This window comes from Nibricoccus aquaticus (assembly GCF_002310495.1).
GTDB classification, from domain to species: domain Bacteria; phylum Verrucomicrobiota; class Verrucomicrobiia; order Opitutales; family Opitutaceae; genus Nibricoccus; species Nibricoccus aquaticus.
On the sequence record NZ_CP023344.1, the window covers coordinates 4,453,702 to 4,469,991 of the forward strand.

At 65.9% G+C, this 16,290-nt stretch carries 17 protein-coding genes; 3 read left to right on the forward strand and 14 right to left on the reverse strand.

Annotation, left to right across the window (positions count from 1 at the left end):
• Nucleotides 1-6 precede the first annotated feature (6 nt).
• The 13 genes from CMV30_RS18080 to CMV30_RS18135 form a co-directional block, all read right to left on the reverse strand.
• Nucleotides 7-987 (reverse strand): hypothetical protein, encoded by a 981-nt coding sequence (locus CMV30_RS18080; RefSeq protein ID WP_096057332.1) that lies wholly within the window; start codon nt 985-987, stop codon nt 7-9.
• A 3-nt stretch (nt 988-990) separates the two neighbouring features.
• On the reverse strand, nt 991-2,052 hold the full coding sequence (locus CMV30_RS18085) for a glycosyltransferase family 2 protein (RefSeq protein ID WP_175414956.1): 1,062 nt from the start codon (nt 2,050-2,052) through the stop codon (nt 991-993).
• Complete coding sequence (locus CMV30_RS18090) at nt 2,033-2,842, reverse strand: class I SAM-dependent methyltransferase (protein WP_096057334.1); 810 nt, start codon at nt 2,840-2,842, stop codon at nt 2,033-2,035. The genes CMV30_RS18085 and CMV30_RS18090 overlap by 20 nt, the downstream gene beginning before the upstream one ends.
• A complete protein-coding gene (locus CMV30_RS18095; protein ID WP_245844487.1) occupies nt 2,839-4,005 on the reverse strand; it encodes a glycosyltransferase family 2 protein in 1,167 nt (388 codons plus the stop codon). The genes CMV30_RS18090 and CMV30_RS18095 overlap by 4 nt, the downstream gene beginning before the upstream one ends.
• Nucleotides 3,888-4,838, reverse strand: coding sequence for a hypothetical protein (locus CMV30_RS20570; RefSeq protein ID WP_245844327.1), 951 nt, complete (start codon nt 4,836-4,838; stop codon nt 3,888-3,890). Before CMV30_RS20570 ends, CMV30_RS18095 begins: the two co-directional genes overlap by 118 nt.
• Complete coding sequence (locus tag CMV30_RS18100; RefSeq protein ID WP_096057336.1) at nt 4,835-5,878, reverse strand: glycosyltransferase family 2 protein; 1,044 nt, start codon at nt 5,876-5,878, stop codon at nt 4,835-4,837. Before CMV30_RS18100 ends, CMV30_RS20570 begins: the two co-directional genes overlap by 4 nt.
• The gene (locus CMV30_RS18105; RefSeq protein WP_096057337.1) at nt 5,875-6,891 is read right to left on the reverse strand and encodes a glycosyltransferase family 2 protein; all 1,017 of its coding nucleotides are present in this window, start codon (nt 6,889-6,891) and stop codon (nt 5,875-5,877) included. Before CMV30_RS18105 ends, CMV30_RS18100 begins: the two co-directional genes overlap by 4 nt.
• A gap of 6 nt (nt 6,892-6,897) precedes the next feature.
• Entirely contained in the window at nt 6,898-7,839 is a 942-nt protein-coding gene (locus CMV30_RS18110; protein WP_096057857.1) for a glycosyltransferase family 2 protein, read from the reverse strand.
• 9 nt (nt 7,840-7,848) lie between these two features.
• On the reverse strand, nt 7,849-9,081 hold the full coding sequence (locus tag CMV30_RS18115; protein ID WP_096057338.1) for an ABC transporter ATP-binding protein: 1,233 nt from the start codon (nt 9,079-9,081) through the stop codon (nt 7,849-7,851).
• A gap of 2 nt (nt 9,082-9,083) precedes the next feature.
• On the reverse strand, nt 9,084-9,890 hold the full coding sequence (locus tag CMV30_RS18120; RefSeq protein WP_342755719.1) for an ABC transporter permease: 807 nt from the start codon (nt 9,888-9,890) through the stop codon (nt 9,084-9,086).
• A gap of 74 nt (nt 9,891-9,964) precedes the next feature.
• A complete protein-coding gene (locus CMV30_RS18125) occupies nt 9,965-11,047 on the reverse strand; it encodes a glycosyltransferase family 4 protein (RefSeq protein WP_096057340.1) in 1,083 nt (360 codons plus the stop codon).
• 12 nt (nt 11,048-11,059) lie between these two features.
• Nucleotides 11,060-13,027 carry an asparagine synthase (glutamine-hydrolyzing) gene (gene asnB / locus CMV30_RS18130; protein WP_096057341.1) on the reverse strand — a complete coding sequence of 656 codons (1,968 nt, stop codon included), beginning with the start codon at nt 13,025-13,027 and terminating at the stop codon, nt 11,060-11,062.
• Nucleotides 13,028-13,342: 315 nt separating this feature from the next.
• Nucleotides 13,343-13,885, reverse strand: a complete 543-nt coding sequence (locus tag CMV30_RS18135; RefSeq protein WP_096057342.1) for a DJ-1 family glyoxalase III — start codon at nt 13,883-13,885, stop codon at nt 13,343-13,345.
• On the opposite strand from CMV30_RS18135, the gene CMV30_RS18140 reads away from it, so the two are divergent.
• From CMV30_RS18140 to recR, 3 genes are all read left to right on the forward strand, one after another.
• Nucleotides 13,820-14,812 carry an NAD-dependent epimerase/dehydratase family protein gene (locus tag CMV30_RS18140; RefSeq protein WP_425437111.1) on the forward strand — a complete coding sequence of 331 codons (993 nt, stop codon included), beginning with the start codon at nt 13,820-13,822 and terminating at the stop codon, nt 14,810-14,812. The two genes, CMV30_RS18135 and CMV30_RS18140, sit on opposite strands and share 66 nt — an antisense overlap.
• Nucleotides 14,813-14,885: 73 nt before the next feature.
• Nucleotides 14,886-15,194: a YbaB/EbfC family nucleoid-associated protein gene (locus CMV30_RS18145; protein WP_096057344.1), complete on the forward strand. Its 309-nt coding sequence runs from the start codon at nt 14,886-14,888 to the stop codon at nt 15,192-15,194.
• 115 nt (nt 15,195-15,309) lie between these two features.
• Nucleotides 15,310-15,969: a recombination mediator RecR gene (recR, locus tag CMV30_RS18150; RefSeq protein ID WP_096057345.1), complete on the forward strand. Its 660-nt coding sequence runs from the start codon at nt 15,310-15,312 to the stop codon at nt 15,967-15,969.
• A 63-nt stretch (nt 15,970-16,032) separates the two neighbouring features.
• Here the strand turns inward: recR and CMV30_RS18155 are convergent, their stop codons facing one another.
• Nucleotides 16,033-16,239 carry a hypothetical protein gene (locus CMV30_RS18155; protein WP_096057346.1) on the reverse strand — a complete coding sequence of 69 codons (207 nt, stop codon included), beginning with the start codon at nt 16,237-16,239 and terminating at the stop codon, nt 16,033-16,035.
• Nucleotides 16,240-16,290: the final 51 nt, after the last annotated feature.

The following is a 16,290-nucleotide window of genomic DNA, read 5'->3' on the forward strand; positions in this document are numbered from 1 at the left end:
GCGGGATTACTCCCAGAAGCGGTCACGCAGACGGTGCCACCATCGGCGGCTGGCCATGCGGGTTTTGGCTTCGGTCCAGTCGACAAGGCTGGTGTTGAAGTCGTGGTCGCCGAGCTGGGCGGCGGGGAGATCGGCTTTTTCGATACGGGCGATGAGGTCGGGGAGTTTATTGAAGAAGTCTTCGCAGCGGTAGGGCGGGTGGAGCGTCCAGCAGCCGGGAGATGGGCCGGCGAAGTCGAAGCGTTTGAGGCCGCGCTCGCGCATGGCTTCGGTGAAAAGATTTTCAGGGAGTTCCTGTGCGGGGTGTCCGTCGAGAAGAGCCAACAGGCGGGCGCGGAAGGCGGGGGCGCGGGGGACGAGGGCGGTGATGCGTTCGCGGAAGCGGGTGCGGCTGAAAAGAAAAACGCGGGTGCTCATCGCGGAAAAAACGTAGCCATCGATGCCGCCGATGGTTTCGCGGGGAGCTTTGAGTTGTTTCAGCGAGCCGTCGGTCGTGGGTGGACCGGGGAGAGGGGAAAAGAAAAGCAGATCGGTCTGCGTGGTGTAGAGCGGGAGGGCGGCTTCGAGCCAGCGGAGTCCGTCGCCGCCGAAGAAGATGTCGGCGTCGGCGTGAAGGATGAAGTCGTTGCGCGCGTGGTGGAGGCCGAAGAAGTAGGCGTAGTAGGGACCGCCGCGCCAGTCCTTGGTGGGAGGACGGACGTCGCCGAAGAATTCGTCGGCGATGGCGTGGCGGGATTCGCGGGAGTAATCGATTTCGACGATGCGGGCTCCGGGGATTTGCGCGACGATTTCGAGGATGCGGCGGCGGCCTTTTTTCCAGTCTTCGCCGAAGCGCCCGGGGCTGCGGCGGGTGTCGATCGTGAGGAGGATTTCGTTTACGCCGCGCCGCCAGAACTCGACTTGATGGGTGAGGAGTTTTTCCGCGAGGCGGTGATCGCCGGGGGCGAGACTGATCTGGAGAGTGACGGGGAAAGGCGCGGGAGGCATGAGTTAGGGCACGGCTTGGGGCGGACGCGCGGACGACGATGTTTCCTGGAAGCGTGCGGCGGTTTCGCGGTCGAGCAAGTCCCACCAATCGGGATGACGGGAGCGGGCGCGGAGGGTGTGAAATGCAGTGAGCGGGGGGCGGAAGAAGCGGAGCGTGTAGTGAAACCAGTCGCGCGGAGTGATGTGGCGTAGGAGGGCGCGGGCTTCGCGGCATTGGAGCGCAGCGGAGATGAGGGTGTCGGTCATCGGCGGGCGTTGGGAGCGGAAGTCGGCGCAGAGTTGACGGGATTCGTCTGAAGAGAGGCGGGCGTGTTTCAAGAAGCTCGCGGCGAGGAGGGCGAGGGCGGCGCTCCAGTCGCGTGCAGAGTTAGTGCGGGCGGTTTGTTGCGTGATCGTGAACGTGGCGAGCGGCTGCGGGACGTAGAGAAGCGGGTGCGGAAACATGCGCTCGCGGAATGCCTCGACGCAGCCGAAGGGGATTTGCGGAGTCGGGTAACTTTGGCCGGGGCGGGAGCGGAGGAGCATGGCGCCGTTGGCGTGGAGGGCGCCGGTGATCTGGCGAAGCTGGCCCCACGGTTGAAGGCGGGGAGAAACGGCGGCTGGTCCGGACGAGGGCGACGGAGGATTGGCGAAGGTGTTGGTGTCGGTGAGGTGGCCGTCGGGGTCTTCCTGGATGATGTGCTGGTTGCACCACGCGAGCGTGACGGACGGATGGGCGTCCATCGCGGCGAGCATGGTTTCGAGGAAGGTGGGCTCCCAGGTGTTGTCGTCTTCGAGGAGGGCGACGAAGGGCTCGGCGGTGGGCTGGTAGAAACGGTTGAAGGTTTCGATGGGGCCGAGGTTGCGCGCGTGCTGGACAAAGTGGATACGCGGATCGGCGAGGCCGGCGACGAGTTCGCCGGGGAAAGGATCGGCGGGGTCGTCGTTGTGGAGCTCGCAGATCCAGTTCTGGAAAGACTGGGCGCGCAGGCTGGCGACGGCGCGGGGGAGCAACGCGTGGCGGCGGTACGTCGGGAGGAAGACGCGGACGCGCGCGGTGGAAGACTCAGGCGGAGACGCGTTCAAAGATGCGGTTGTGGCCGACGTTGAGGACGTTTTTGAAACCGAGGGACGGCATGATCTGGACGGCGCGGGTGACGGCTTCGTGGCCTTTCCAGAAGGTGGTGCCGGGGAGATCGCCGCCGGCGTCGTCAGCGACGAGCCAGCCGCCGAGGGGAATTTTGGCGGAGAAGGTTTTGAAGTCGGCGAGCGCGCCGTCGTAGCTGTGATCGCCGTCCACGTACACGATGTGGAACTCGGCTTTGTTGAGGTCGCGAAGGATGTCGGGGGCGTTGGAGAAACCGCGGTACACGCGGACCGCGTCGAAGTTGAGGCCGTGATGAGCGAAGTGGGCGGCGAGGATCGCGGGGTAGTCCTCGTTGGCGTAGAAGTTGGCGTTGTCGATCTGCTCGCGGAAACGGCGGTCGAGGCGGTAGCGGATTTTATTGAGGAGCTTCAGGGTCGGCGCGGGTTGCCCGGCGAGCGGGCCGAGGGCGGAGACTTCGACGTCGAGGGCGAGTTCGCGAGCGAGGAGGGACCAGAGGGAGATGACCTGGCCTTTGAAGACGCCGATCTCGAGAGCGCGGACGGAGCCGAAGCGTTTCGCGGCGGCGGCGAGGAGGCTGGCCCACATGGCGTGAAAGGCGGGGTCGCCAAAGCCGAGTTTGTTTTCTTCGACGTGGCGGCGGTGGGCGGCGAGGAGTGGATCGGCCCAGGTGGCGGCAGTGAGGCGGGCGTGGAGCGCGTCGTTGTGCGCGGCGGTGTTTTCGTAGGCGGCGACGAGCTGGTCGAACGGGATCACGGTGGAGGCGTTCATGCGGTGAGGCGGCGGGCGAGGCGCCAGCCGAGGAGTTGGGAGAGGAGTTGAAAGCGGCCGCTGGCGGGGAACGGGCGCGGGCTGCCGCCGAGGGCGAGGCTGCGGCGTTCGGCGTCGCGGGATAGGTCAGGGGAAGACGGATACAGCTCGAAGGCGGCCCATTTCCAAGCGAAGGCGGCGGCGGCGGTTGAGCGCGGGGAGGAGTCGGCGGCGAGGAGGTGGCTGAGGGTGAGCTCGACGGAGCGGTGGAGGGAGGCGAGGGCGCGCGGGTCTTTGCGGCGGCTGAGGGAGCCGGAGAGATTGGAGCGGTAGAAGCTGCGGGCATCGGGGCAGAAGACGATGCCGGTGGAGGCGAGGGCGACGCGGGCGAAGTATTCGCCGTCGTCGTTGAGCGAGAGGGATTCATCCCAAGGGCCGGCGGCGTCGAGGAGCGCGCGGGGGGCGAGCCAGGCGGCGGGGTGCATCATGGAGATGGTTTCGAAGTTGAGTTGAAGGAACTCGATGCCGGTGAGATCGCGGGCGTTGGGCGGGGGCGGTTGAGGAAAGGTAATACTGGAGCGAGTGCTGGGCTCGCCGTTGTGGAGAAACTCGCGGTCGACGCGTACCCAGGAAGCGGAGGCGAGCGCGCGGGGACCGAGTGGAATCAGGCGGTCGAGCTGGATCGTGATTTTATCGGGGGCGATCCAGTCGTCGGCGTCGAGGAACTGGATGTAGTCGCCGCGAGCGAGGCGGAGGGCGTGGTTGCGGGCGGCGCTGGCTCCGCGGTTAGGCTGGGTGACGACGCGGATGCTGGCGGCGGAATGGGCGGACGCGAAAGCGTTCGCGAGTGCGAGGGTGGTGTCGGTCGATCCGTCATCGACGACGATGAGCTCGGTGTTGGGCCAGGTCTGCGCGAGAGCGGAGCGGAGCGTGGTGTCGATCCAAGGAGCGGCGTTGTAAGCCGGGATGAGGATGGAGAGGAGGGGGGGAATGAAGAGTGAGGGGTGAAGGGTGAATGTTGAAAGGCGGAGGGACGGAGCCGGAAATAGTGGGAGGCGGTTAAGATTTATTTGGTGGGTGAGGTGAAGCGGCGCCAGTTGGTTTGAAAGTACCAGCGTTTGGAGTCGGCGACGTAGTGGTGCATGACGGCGCGGCAGGCGTGAGACTCGGGGGGCTTGGGGCAGAGCACGTAATCGGCGGGCGGAGGAACGGTGCAGGTGCGGCCGGCTAGCAGGACGGCGGCGAGGGCTTGTTCTTGGTAGTACTGCGGACCGCCGCGGGCGAGGAGGGTGTGGCAGGCGTATTCGAAGCGGGACCAATTGATGTCGTCGCTGCGCAGACCGAGGAGTCCGGTGTTGACGCGCTCGGGGACGGGTTGTCCGGCGACCTCGGCGAGGAGGGCGAGTGGGTAGCCGTAGGCGTTGGCGAGATCTTCGGCGCGGAGCGGTTGTGTCGGGTGATCGAGCCAGGCGAGCAGCGCGTCGGGTCGGCGGAAAAAGAGGAGATCGGAGTCGATGAGCAGACGCCAGCCGATGAGGCCAGCGTGGGGATCGGTGAGCTTGCGGAGGAGTGGAAATTCGCGGCGGCGCTGGCGGAGAGACGGGAAGTTTTTCTCAGGAAGCGCGGCGTCGAGACGGGCTTCGATTTCGGCGCTGGTGAGAATGGTGGTGGCGGGAAAGAGGCGGAGGATGGGGTCGGAGAATTCGGGCGTGAGCGTGCCGTCGTCGAGGAGGACGGGTGCGAGCGGGCGTTGGGCGGCGTGGGCGAAACTCCAGAGGCAGAAGGCGGTTTGATACCAGTAGCGGCGGCCGGTGAGCAGGTGGAGTGTGACGGGCGCGGAGTCGGAAGGTGTGGGAAGCAGCGGCAGGTGGTGGGCGGCGGCTTCCATGGCGGTGCGACCTTGTTCAGTGCGGCGTTGTTCGAAGGGGCCGCCGGCGGAGAAGAATTTTTGCACGGCTCCGACCGGCGCGTGGTAGGCGCGGTAGATGAAACGTCCGGCGAGCTGGCGGGGATTCATGAGAGGGCGGCGGAGTTGGCGGAGTGGAAGAGACGGTCGTAGTCGGCGGCGTCGAGCGTGCGGACGCGCGAGTAGGGAGCGTTGCGCAGGCGAAGGAGGCGCGCGGCGAAAGCGGGGCCGAGGAGACGGGCTAGTTTTTGGAAGCCGGGCTGGCCGAGGCGGACGAGCGGGCCGCGTGGAGAGTTTTTCCAGAGGGAAAACATGCGGCGGGTGAAGTCGGGGGCGAAGCCGCGCGGGAGGCTGCGCCAGGAGAGGAAGGCGCGTTCGCCGACGATGGTGCGGGCGGAGAGGGTGGCGTCGGTGCGCGGGCAGCTTGCGGCGAAGGACTCCATGAGCGGGAGGGCGGCGGCGGCGAGTTTCTCCCACTGGAGGCTGTAGCGATCTTCTGAATGCACCCCGGCGGCACAGAGCGAGGCGTCGACTTTTCCGATGCGGGCGGGATGCGTGCAGAGGTTGTAGAAGAGCCAGACATCGCCGGCGGGATCGAAGCGGCGCTCGGGCGGGACGAGCGGCGAGGCGAGGGCGCGGAGGAGGTACTCGCGGCGGTAGATCGGATTGTGCGGCGCGGGCTGGATCGTGAGGAAGAGTTCGGCGGGCTCGGTGGTGCGGGGGAGTTTTTCGGCGGGTTCGAAGACGGGCGGGGCGTCGGGGGAGGTAGTGTTGTTTTTGGCGCGGGCCATGTCGGCGTAGAGGACGTCGAAGGAGGACGCGGCGGTGAGCGAGCCGAGTTGGGCGGTGAATTTTTCCGGGGGGATGAGGTCGTCGGAGTCGAGGAAGAGAATCCATTCGCCGTGGGCGGCGGTGAGGCCGGTGTGGCGGGCGACGATGGAGCCCTGGTTGGGTTGACGGAGAAACGTGACGGGGTGGCCGGCGTCGAAAGCGGCGAGTTGTTCGCTGAGTGGAGGCGTGGAGCCGTCGTCGATGAGGAGGATTTCAGCGGGTTGACCGAATGCGTTGAGCGCGGCGGCGGCGCTGCGGAGGGTGTGGCGGAGCGGGGCGAGGCGGTTGAAAGCCGGGATGATGATGGAGGCGGCGATCATGCGGAGGGCGAGCGGGCTTCAACAAAGCGGCGGGCGGTGTGGAGATCAAGGTAGGCCCAGATGGCGGCGTGGCGGCGGCGTGCCCGGAGAATGGAGACGTTGGTGCGGGCGTGGCGGAGAAGCGAGGCGAGGATGCGCGGCCATTCGGCGAGGCGGATGTGGCGGGCGAAGGAGGCGGCGTGACTGGCGAGAGCAGCGGAGACGAGCAGGCCGGAGAGTTCGTTGGCGGGGGAACGGCGGGCGCGGTCGGCGAGTTGGGCGAAGGCGGCGCGGTCGAGTGGTGCGTGGCGGAGGTAGGACGCGGTGAGCAGGGCCTTCATCTCGGCGGCGAGGAGGGAGCTGGATTCGCGGGCGGTGGCGACGGTCCACGCGAAGTTCACGAGCGGCTGCGGGTGAAAAAGAAGCGGGAAGCGCATGGCGCGTTCGCGGATGGGTTCCATCGCGAGAAAGGGCGTTTCGGGCGGGACGATGAAGTCGGCGAGGTGCGGGCCGGAGCGGATGAGAGCGGAGCCGTTGGAGTGGACGAGGGAGTCGAGGTGGCGTTCGTGAGGCCAGGAGAAGGCGGCTGGTTGCGAGCTGGGAAAGTCTGCGATGGGCCAGATGGTGCGGCCGGTGTCGGTCCAGGTTGTATCCGGGTTTTCCTGCCAGATGCGCATGTTGGACCAGGCGACCTGGGTGGAAGGGTTTTTATCCAAGAGGGCGACGAGGGTTTCGAGGAAGGAGGGTTCCCAAGAGTTGTCGTCTTCGAGGAGGCAGACGTAGCGCTCGGCGCAGGGTTGGAAGACGAGGTTGAAGGTGCGGTTGGGGCCGAGATTTTTTTCGTGTTGAACGAGGCGGATGCGCGGGTCGGCGGTTTGGGTGACGAGCTGCGCGGGGAAAGGATCGTCGGGGGCGTCGTTGTGGAGTTCGCAGGTCCAGTCGGTGAAGGTTTGCGCGAGTAGGCTCGCGAGGGCGCGGGGGAGCAGGTGGTTGCGCCGGTAGGTGAGGAGGTAGACGCGGACGGCGGCGGGCATGGGAGATCAGCGAGCGCGTGGCGGATAAGCGCGGCCTTCGAAGTGGCCGCAGGTGCCGGACCAGCGGATGAGGGCGGCGGGGCTGCGCCAGGCGCCGAGGGTGAACCAGGCTTTGAGGCGGCGGAGGTGGAGCGTCCAAGGCGCGATCGGCGGCCAGGGGCTGGCATCATGGAGGAGGAGGAGTTGGGTCCATGATTTTTGAATACCGTGGTTGAGACGGGCGAGGTATCGCGGAGTGAGGCGGGACGGCGGGATGAGGTGGGTGAGGCTGAGGGCGGGAACGTAGGCGACTTCCCAGCCGGAACGCAGAACGGAGAAGATGAGGTCGTTGTCGCCGGCGGAGGTAAGCTCGGTACCGCGGCGGTCGGTGAGCGAGGAGGTGTTTTCGAGCCATGCGGTGATGGCGGAGCGGCGGAGGGCCATGCCGGCGCCGATGGGGGCAAAGTCGGGGTATTGGTTGCGCGTGGCGCCGGGCGGGCGGAGGCCGGTGGAGATTTTTTCGGCGGGGCCGAGATCGCGGAGGGCGAGGAGCGGAAAGAATTCGCGGCGCCAGTCGTTGTGCTGAATTGTTTTCGTGAACTCGGGGAGGGATTTTCCGCCGAGAGCGCCAACGCGGGGGAGGCGGGCGAAGGCGGCGAGGGTTTCCGCAAGGTAGTCGGGGGCGAGGACGTTGTCGTCATCGACGAGGATCACGAACTCGGTGGTGGCGGCGCGGAGTCCGACGCGGCGGGCGGCGGTGAGGCCAAGGGTGGGCTCGTGAAGGAGGCGGAGATTGGGCGGAGCGTGGGAGACGAACTCGTCGGGCGTGAGCGCGGGCGAGGAGGCGTTGTCGATGAGAAGGGTTTGCCAGCGGTCGGACGGGAGCGATTGAAGACGGAGGCCTTCGAGCGTGCGCTGGAGGCGCGGGCGGGCGGGGTTGTGGGCGCAAATGATGACGGTGATGTCCACGGGGGGCACTTAGGACCGAGGCGTTTCAGACAAGGACCATTCCCAGGGGAAGTGGACGGGGCCGGTCACTTCGGTGCCGGGTGAGCGCGGGTGGAAGTCGCGGCCGAGGTAGTCGAAGGTGAGAGCGTCGGGCTTGTAGTCGTAATCCTGATTCGCGTCGCCGAGCCAGAAGGAGGCGCGGTAGGTGTCGCTCCGGAGTGGCGGCAGGGTGACGCGACCGGTGATGATGCCGGATGAGGAGGCGGAAGGATTCCACTCGGGGCCGGTCATGCGGGTGTTAGCTCCGAAGATGGGTTGACCGAAGCGGGTGTAGAGATGGATGCCGACGACGGGCGGGCGGAGCGGGGTGGGCGAGCGGAAGGCGACGTTGAAGACGAGGTCGCCGGATTGGAGGCGGGCGGTGTCGATCTCGGCGTAGAGCATAGACGGCTGGTCGGGGCGTGGAGAGAAGTCGGCGCGCGAGACAGTGCCGGTGGCCAGGTAGCCGGAGATGGTTTCGCGGATGGGGCCGCTGGCGCGGACCTGGCCGCGTTCGAGCCAGATGCCCTGGTTGCAGATATCGAGGAGGGCGCTGGTGTTGTGGCTGACGAAGAGGACGGTGCGGCCGGAGCCGGTGGAGACCTCGCGCATCTTGCCGAGGCATTTTTTTTGGAAGGCGGCGTCACCGACGGCGAGGACTTCGTCGACGATGAGAATCTCGGGTTCGAGGTGGGCGGCGACGGCGAAGGCGAGGCGGACGTACATGCCGCTCGAGTAGCGCTTCACGGGCGTGTCGAGGAACTGCTCGACCTCGGCGAAGGCGACGATCTCGTCGAATTTTTTGCGGATCTCGGCGCGGGTCATGCCGAGTATGGCGCCGTTGAGGAAGATGTTTTCGCGTCCGCTGAGTTCGCCGTGGAAGCCGGTGCCGACCTCAAGGAGCGAAGCGACGCGGCCATTGAGCGTGATGCGGCCGGTGGTGGGTTCGGTGATACGCGAGAGAACTTTGAGGAGCGTGGATTTGCCGGCGCCGTTGCGGCCGACGATGCCGACGATGTCGCCGCGGTTGATGGTGAAGTTGACGTCGCGGAGGGCGTGGAACTCGGAATCGGAAGAAGGTGGCGTGGACGACGGACGGAGACGGGAGAGGAGGTTGCGCGCGGTGTTGCTGAGTGAATCGCGTAGGCTCGTGTGGCGCGGCGCGGAGCCGAGGCGGTAGCGCTTCGAGAGGTTTTCGACGGTGATAATGGGCTCGGCAGACATGGTTAGATCACGTCGGAAAAGTGGCGTTCGGTTTTGCGGAAGTACCAGAGTCCGGTGATGAGGAGCAGCGCGGTGATGGGCAGGGAAATGGCCAGGCCGGAGGGATCGAATTGGGTGCGTCCGCCGAGGAGGCACCAGCGGAAACCTTCGACCATGCTGGTGAGGGGATTGAGGGCGAGGAGGTCGCGCCAGTTAGGAAGGAGATCGGTGCGGTAGCCGACGGGTGTTACAAACATGCCGATCTGGAGGATGAACGGGGCGATGAAACGGAAGTCGCGGAATTTGACGGTGAGGGCGGTGATCCAGAGTCCGGCGCCGAGGGCGATGAGGAGGGTGCCGAGGGTGAAGAGGGGAAGCAGGAGGAGTCTCCAGGTTGGCCATACATCGAAGGCGGCCATCACGGGGAGGGTGAGCGCGAGCAGGATGAGCATGTCGAGCAGCGCGACGGCGAGCGCGGAGAGCGGCATGATGAGGCGCGGGAAATAGACCTTGGAGATGAGGTGAGAATTTCCGACGAGGGAGTTACCGGCGTTGTTGAAGGCGGCGGAGAAGAGCTGCCAGGGGAGCAGGCCGGAGAGGACGAGGAAGGGATAGGGGATGGATTCGTCGCCGGCGGGCATTTTGGCGAGTTTGCCGAAGACGAACCAGAGGAGGACGGTCTGGACGGCGGGCTGGATGAGGGCCCAGGTGATGCCGAGGACGGCTTGTTTGTAGCGGACCTGGATGTCGCGCCAGGCGAGGAGGACGGCGAGTTCGCGGTAGCGCCAGAGGTCGCGCCAGTAGTGGAGGTCGGCGCGGCCGGCTTCGATGACGAGGGGGGCGGACCGCTCGCTGGCGCTCGCGGCTACGGCGGGCGGGGCTACGGGAGTGGCGGGAAGGGGATTCACGCGAAGAGGAGGGAGCCGAGGTGGTCGCGGAAACGCGAATAGGAAAATGTGTCGGCGCGGGCGCGGATGGCGGACGAATCCCATTCGCGGCGGAGGGCGTGGACACAGGCTTGGGAGAGCGCGGGGAGATTGGCGTATTCGGCGAGGACGCCGGTCTCGGGCGAGAGGACTTCGGGGGCGCCACCGGAGCGGGCGGCGACGCAGGGTTTTCCTTGGGCCATGGCTTCGAGGTAAACGAGGCCAAAGCCTTCTCGGTGGCTGGGGAGCGCGAAGATGCGGCAGTCGCGGATTTCGCGGCGGAGATCGTCGTCGCCGACGTAGCCGAGGAAGCGGACGGCGTCGCCGAGGTGGAGTTTTTTGGCGAGGGATTGCAGGCGGGGCAGGTCGTCGCCGCGGCCGACGATGCGGAGGCGGGCGGAAGGGATTTCTTGGCGAATCTGTGGAAGCGACTCGATGAGGTGATCAATGCCTTTGTAGTTATCTGCCTTGGACAGGCGGGAGATGGTGAGGATGTCGGGGTTGGTGCCGGTTGGCGCTTCGGAGTCGCTGGGAAGTGTGGTGAGGTAAGGGTCGAGGGCGTTGGGTAGGACGATGGCGCGCTCGGGCGGAAGCTTGGGGATGTTTTTTAGGAGCTCGCGGCGAGTGAATTCGCTGACGCAGAGAATGCGGTGGGCGCGCTTGAGCGCGAGGCGCTCCAGGAAGGTGAACGGACGCCAGACCTCGATGCCGTGGGCGACGAGGGAGTAGCGGAGGCGCGGGCGGAGACGTTGGGCGAGCCAGGCGGCGGGGAGCTGGCCGATGTGGCCGCAGACGATCTGGTCGGCGCGTTTGCTGTGGCGGAGGGTGGAGCGGACGAAACGGGATTTGTGGCGGTTGCAGGCTTCCCAGGATTCGAGGCGTTTGTCGGAGTAGCGGCGGAGGTCGCGGGAATCGAAGACGGCATCGTTGAGAACGAGTAGATCGACGTGGCCGAAGGGTTGGGCGAGTTCGCAGAGGGCTTTGAGGTAGAGACGGAGGATGCGCGGGATGCCGCCCTCGGAGGCGAAGAGTTCGGGGGCGAGGAGGAGAACTTTTTTCATCGGTCGACGGGATTAGCGGCGGCGGTTTACGAAGGTGATGAGGACGGCGAGGCTCCAGAGGCGGGACCAGTCGCGGCTGACGTCGCGCGAGAGGAAGGTTTGCCAGCGGGCGGTGACGGCGGACGTATTGAAGAAGCCGGAGCGGGCGACGCTGGAGACGGAGAATGTTTCGTCGAGGAATGGGCGGAGCGTGCTACGCATCCAGAGCGGGAATGGGAGCGTGAAGCCGCGTTTGCGGCGGGTGAGTAGATCTGGCGGAAGGACGTCGCGCGCGGCTTCGGCGAGCAGGGCTTTGGGGGAGAGCGAGGGATCGTCTTTGAAATGCGCGGGCTGGCGCCAAAGCCATTCGAGGAGCGGGCGGTCGACGAAGGGGACGCGGAGTTCGAGGGAGTGGGCCATGCTCATGACATCACTGTCGCGGAGAAGAACGTCGGCCATGTAGGTGCGGATTTCCCAGGCGCTGATGACGGAGAAGGGATCAGTGTCGTTAGGCGGGAGTTCGGAAGAGAGGTGGGCGAGCTCGGGGTGCGGGGAAAAGGGGAAGGTGTTGGCGAGGTCGGGGGAGAGGAGGGCGGCGCGCTGGATTTCGGAGAAGTTGCGACGCTGGAGGGAGGCGAGGCTGTGGAGGTCGGAGGCGTGTTCGAGGAAGTCGGCGAGTTTCTGGCGGCGGGTGCGGCCGCGGCGGAGTTGAGCGAGGAAGGGGCGGCGGAGCGCGGAGGGAAGGGCGCGCCAGAGCGGGAGCCAGCGGGCAAGTTTGGGCGTGTTGCGGAACGAGGGGTAGCCGCCGAAGAGTTCGTCGCCGCCGAGGCCGGAGAGTGCGACGGTGACACCGCAGGCGCGGGCGAGCTGGCTGGCGTAAAAGGTGTTGATGGCGTCGCCGGTGGGTTGATCGAAGGTGGCGAGGATGCGGGGGAGATCGTCAGCGACCTGTTCACCGGAGAGGACGAGAGCGGTGTGCTCGGTTCCTAGATACTCGGCGGTGGCGGCGGCTTCAGTGGCTTCGGAGTAGGCGGTTTCGGCGAAGCCGATGGAGAAGGTTTTTAGTTTTGTACCCTGCTGGCGCGCCATGAGTCCGGCGATGACGCCGGAGTCGAGTCCACCGGAGAGGAAGGCACCGACGGGGACGTCGGCCAAGGTGTGGGCGCGGATGGAGTCGTCGAGCTGGGTGCGGAGTTGGGAGCTGAATTCCGCGCGCGAGTAGGCGCGCGGAATTGGTTGAGAGTTGAGGGTTGAGAGTTGAGAGACGGAAGGGAAAGCGGTGCCGTCGCGGAAGGTCCAATACGCGCGGATTTGAAGGCGATTGTTTTTGAAGGTGGCGCATTCGCCGGGGCGGAGGCTGAGGGCGTCGCGGTAGATCGTGGCGGGCGCGTGGGGGGTGAGGTAGGCGAGGCAGGCGTTGACGGATTCGGGCGAGATGGCGGCGGAGCAGTGGCCGGAGGCGAGGAGGGCGCGGAGTTCGGAGGCGAAGAGGAAGGAGCCGCCGGTGGAAACGGGGGTGGAATCGGAAGACGGAGAGGTGGCGGGGCCGAGGGAGTAGTAGAGGGGTTTTATCCCGAGAGGATCGCGGGCGAGGAAGAGGGATTGTTCGCGGCAATCCCAGACGGCGAAGGCGAACATGCCGCGTAGGCGGGCGAGGCAGGCGGAGCCCCAGTGGGCGAAGGCGGCGAGGAGGACTTCGGTGTCGCAGTCGGAGCGGAAGGTGTGGCCGACGGAGGAGAGCTCGGCGCGGAGTTGGCGGAAGTTGTAGATGGCGCCGTTGAAAACGATATGGAAGCGGCCATCGGAGGTGGTCATCGGTTGATGGCCGTGCGCGGGATCGAAGATGGCGAGGCGTCTCATGCCGAGAGTGGCGGGGCCGTCGGAGACGATGCCGTGATCGTCGGGGCCGCGGTGGAGCATGGCGGCGTTCATGCGTGCGACGGCGGTGTGGCGGGCGTCGGGGCTAACGTGGGGACTGATGAAACCAGCTATGCCGCACATGGGAGGAAGAGCGTGCGGATTTTAAGAACGCGGAGAGGCTGGCGCGGGGGCGCGGAGGGTTGGCGGCGGAGAGCGGTGAGTGAGTTGGCCAACGGGGTGAGTGGTTGCGGAGGGCGGCGCGCGCAAGCTCAGGGAGCGGCGGGGCTTATGGCAATCATCGGACCGGGGGGCAGGGAGTTAAATTTGGCTGAAAGTTTTCAGCGGAGCGGCGTCCGCGTATAGGGCTTCGCCTACGCGGTGAGGGGCAGAAGTGTGCGAGGGAGAGGGGCCACGCTTTGACAAGCGCGGCTAGGGCGAAGCGGGATGTCCCGCTGATCAGGCGCAGATGGCTTTGGCGATTTCGGCGGACTTGGCGGGGCTGAAAAGTTTTTCGACGAGGGTGAGGCCGAAGTCGAGGGAGGTGCCGGCGCCGCGAGAGGTGATGAGGTTGCCGTCGATGACGACGCGTTGGTCCGCGAGGATGTTTTTGAGTTCGTCGGCGGTGCTGGGGTGGGCGGTGTAGCGTTTGTCTTTGAGGAGGCCGGCGTCGTTGAGGACGGTCGGGGCGGCGCAGATGGCGGCGAGCCATTTGCCGCTGGTGGCCTGGGCGCGGACGATGGCGGTGATGCGGAGATCGGCGCGGAACTTTCTCACGCCGGGGCCGCCGGGGAGGATGAGGAGGTCGAAGGTGTGGCCGGCGGGGACGGCGGAGAGGAGGCGGTCGGCGGTCACGACGATGCCGTGTTTGCCTTTGACGGCGGTGGTTTCGCCGAGGGCGGCGACGGTGACTTCGGCTCCGGCGCGGCGGAGGACATCGATCGGGGTGATGGCTTCAACTTCTTCAAATCCCTCTGGCAAAATGATGAGGACCGTAGGCATGGTTGTTTTAAGAATACGATGACGAGCGCGAATGCACTTCGAAATTTAAGCGGGTTAAGCGGCAAGCGGCTGGTGGTGTTTGGCGCGGGCTATGTGGGCGGCGAGCTGGCTCGGCAGGCGGTCGAGGCGGGCGCGCGGGTGACGGCGCTGACCCGAAATGAGGAGACGGCGCGGGCGTTTGCGGCGAAGGGAATCGAGGCGGTGGTGGCGGATCTCGCGAGTGACGCGTGGCACGAACGGATCGCGGGCGGAGCGGACTTTGTGGTGAACTGCGTGAGCGGCGGCGGCGCGGGGATCGATGGTTATCGGCGGAGTTATCTGGAAGGGATGCGGTCGGTGGCGGGGTGGTTGACGGCGAAAGGGGGAGCGGGTGCGGCGGTTTATACGAGCAGCACGTCGGTGTATCCGCAGGATGGCGGCGTGCGGGTGGATGAGGCGGCGGCGGTGGATCGCGAGGGCGAGCGGCCTCGGGTGTTGGTGGAGGCGGAGGAGCTTTTGTTGAATTTGCCGAAGGCGGCGGGGAGGAGGGCGGTGCTGCGGCTGGCGGGGATTTATGGGCCGGGGCGGCATCATTTGCTGGAGCAGGTGCGGAGCGGGGAAGTCGCGGGACGCGGGGAGCATCGGCTGAACTTGATTCACCGGGAGGATATTTGCGCGGCGATCTGGAGCGCGTTGCTCGCGAGCGCGGCGGATGGAGAGATTTTTAATGTGGCGGATGACGGGGCGGCTCCGAAGAGCGAGATCGTGGCGTGGCTGGCCGGAAAACTGGGCGTGGCGTTGCCGGTTTTCACGGGAGCGCCGGCGGCGGGGCGGCGTGCGGTGACGCCGGACCGGGTGATCGACAACGCGAAGATCAAGCGGGTGCTGGGGTGGCGGGCGAGTTACCCGAGTTTCCGGGAAGGCTACGTGGCGATACTTGGGGCTTGAAGAGCGCGCGCGGTTGGGCGCATTTGGACGTTCTCACGCAAACTTCAGACCAACTCTAAACCCACTTCATACCATGGCAGGCGTCGGCAAACTTTTGAAACAGGCTCAGAAAATGCAGAAGCAAATCGAGGGGCTCCAAGGCCAGCTTGATGCGAAGGAGCTCGAAATCACCAGCGGCGGCGGCGCGGTGAAGATCAAGATCAGCGGCTCGGGCAAATTTCTTGGGCTGACGCTCGATCCGGAGTTTTTGAAGGAAGACGCGAAGTTCGTGTCGGACACGATTCTCACGGCGGTCCAGGACGCGGCGAAGCAGGCGAAGGAGCAAAACGACGCGGAAATGCAGAAGGTGACGTCGGCGTTCCAGATGCCGGGGATGTTTTGATTTGGAGCGCGGCGCGAAGTGCGGTCCGCGCGAATTGAAACAAGGCAAATTTGTTTTCGCCGGCTTGCGGGGGTTGCACTCCGCCGGCCGGCGATTTTGTTTTTAGAGAAATCCCATGACGCCCGCCTTTGAGAAATTACAGAAGCAGCTGAAGCAGCTGCCGGGCGTGGGGTATCGGTCGGCGGAGCGCATCGCGTTGCACCTGCTCGTGGAGAAGCCGGCGAAGTTACAGGAGCTGGTGGCGGCAATGGAAACGGCGGCGAAGAGTGTGCGGCGTTGCACGCGGTGCGGGAATCTTGCGGAGGGCGAGTTGTGCGAGATTTGTGGAGACGGGCGGCGCGATCCGTCGGTGGTGTGCGTGGTCGAGCATGTGCCTGATTTGGTGGCGCTGGAGCGGTCGGGCGCGTATCGCGGCGTGTACCATGTGCTGCATGGAAAACTGTCGCCCATCCAAGGTGTGGCGCCGGAGGATTTGAATTTCGCGGCGTTGCTCGAGCGCGTGGAAGCGGGCGAGGTGAAGGAGTTGATCCTGGCACTGTCGAACGACGTGGAGGGCGAGGCGACGTGTCATTATCTGACGCAGCATTTGCCGGTGGCAGGAGTGTCGGCCGGGGTGAATGAGGACGGTGCGATGAGCGTCGAGGAGGATTCAGTGATGCCGGAGAAGATCACGGTGACGCGGATCGGGTTTGGGCTGCCGAGCGGGGGCGGGGTGCTTTACGCGGACTCGGTGACGTTGAAGAGCGCGCTGGATGGCCGGCGGTCGTATTCGTGATCCGGGCACAAAAAAGCCGCGGACCTCGGGAAGGCGCGCGGCGCGAAGAGAGTTGAGCGAGGCTCAGGCGTAGGCGTTCAGGTTGCGGCCTTTGCTGGAGTCGTCGGAGCGGGGGGCGGACTCGATGAGCTTCACGGCAGCGGCGCCTTCCTGTTTGATCGCGTCGTTGATCTTCACGGCGACCGCCACGCTGTATTCCTGACGGGCGGCGCTGCCATTGGCACCGGGATCGCTGATCAAGGAGGGGTTGACGGAGGACGAGATGTTCATGCGCAAGTTATCGGCTTTTCCCTCTGAGAGCTCAAGTGCAGCGAGCGTGGG

Coding starts and splice junctions, on each gene's coding strand:
- recR (WP_096057345.1), top strand. CDS start 15,310: ATGACGCCCGCCTTTGAGAAATTACAGAAGCAGCTGAAGCAGCTGCCG.
- CMV30_RS18145 (WP_096057344.1), top strand. CDS start 14,886: ATGGCAGGCGTCGGCAAACTTTTGAAACAGGCTCAGAAAATGCAGAAG.
- CMV30_RS18090 (WP_096057334.1), bottom strand. CDS start 2,842: ATGAACGCCTCCACCGTGATCCCGTTCGACCAGCTCGTCGCCGCCTAC.
- CMV30_RS18115 (WP_096057338.1), bottom strand. CDS start 9,081: ATGTCTGCCGAGCCCATTATCACCGTCGAAAACCTCTCGAAGCGCTAC.
- CMV30_RS18100 (WP_096057336.1), bottom strand. CDS start 5,878: ATGATCGCCGCCTCCATCATCATCCCGGCTTTCAACCGCCTCGCCCCG.
- asnB (WP_096057341.1), bottom strand. CDS start 13,027: ATGTGCGGCATAGCTGGTTTCATCAGTCCCCACGTTAGCCCCGACGCC.
- CMV30_RS18125 (WP_096057340.1), bottom strand. CDS start 11,047: ATGAAAAAAGTTCTCCTCCTCGCCCCCGAACTCTTCGCCTCCGAGGGC.
- CMV30_RS18155 (WP_096057346.1), bottom strand. CDS start 16,239: ATGAACATCTCGTCCTCCGTCAACCCCTCCTTGATCAGCGATCCCGGT.
- CMV30_RS18135 (WP_096057342.1), bottom strand. CDS start 13,885: ATGCCTACGGTCCTCATCATTTTGCCAGAGGGATTTGAAGAAGTTGAA.
- CMV30_RS18080 (WP_096057332.1), bottom strand. CDS start 987: ATGCCTCCCGCGCCTTTCCCCGTCACTCTCCAGATCAGTCTCGCCCCC.
- CMV30_RS20570 (WP_245844327.1), bottom strand. CDS start 4,838: ATGAATCCCCGCCAGCTCGCCGGACGTTTCATCTACCGCGCCTACCAC.
- CMV30_RS18105 (WP_096057337.1), bottom strand. CDS start 6,891: ATGCCCGCCGCCGTCCGCGTCTACCTCCTCACCTACCGGCGCAACCAC.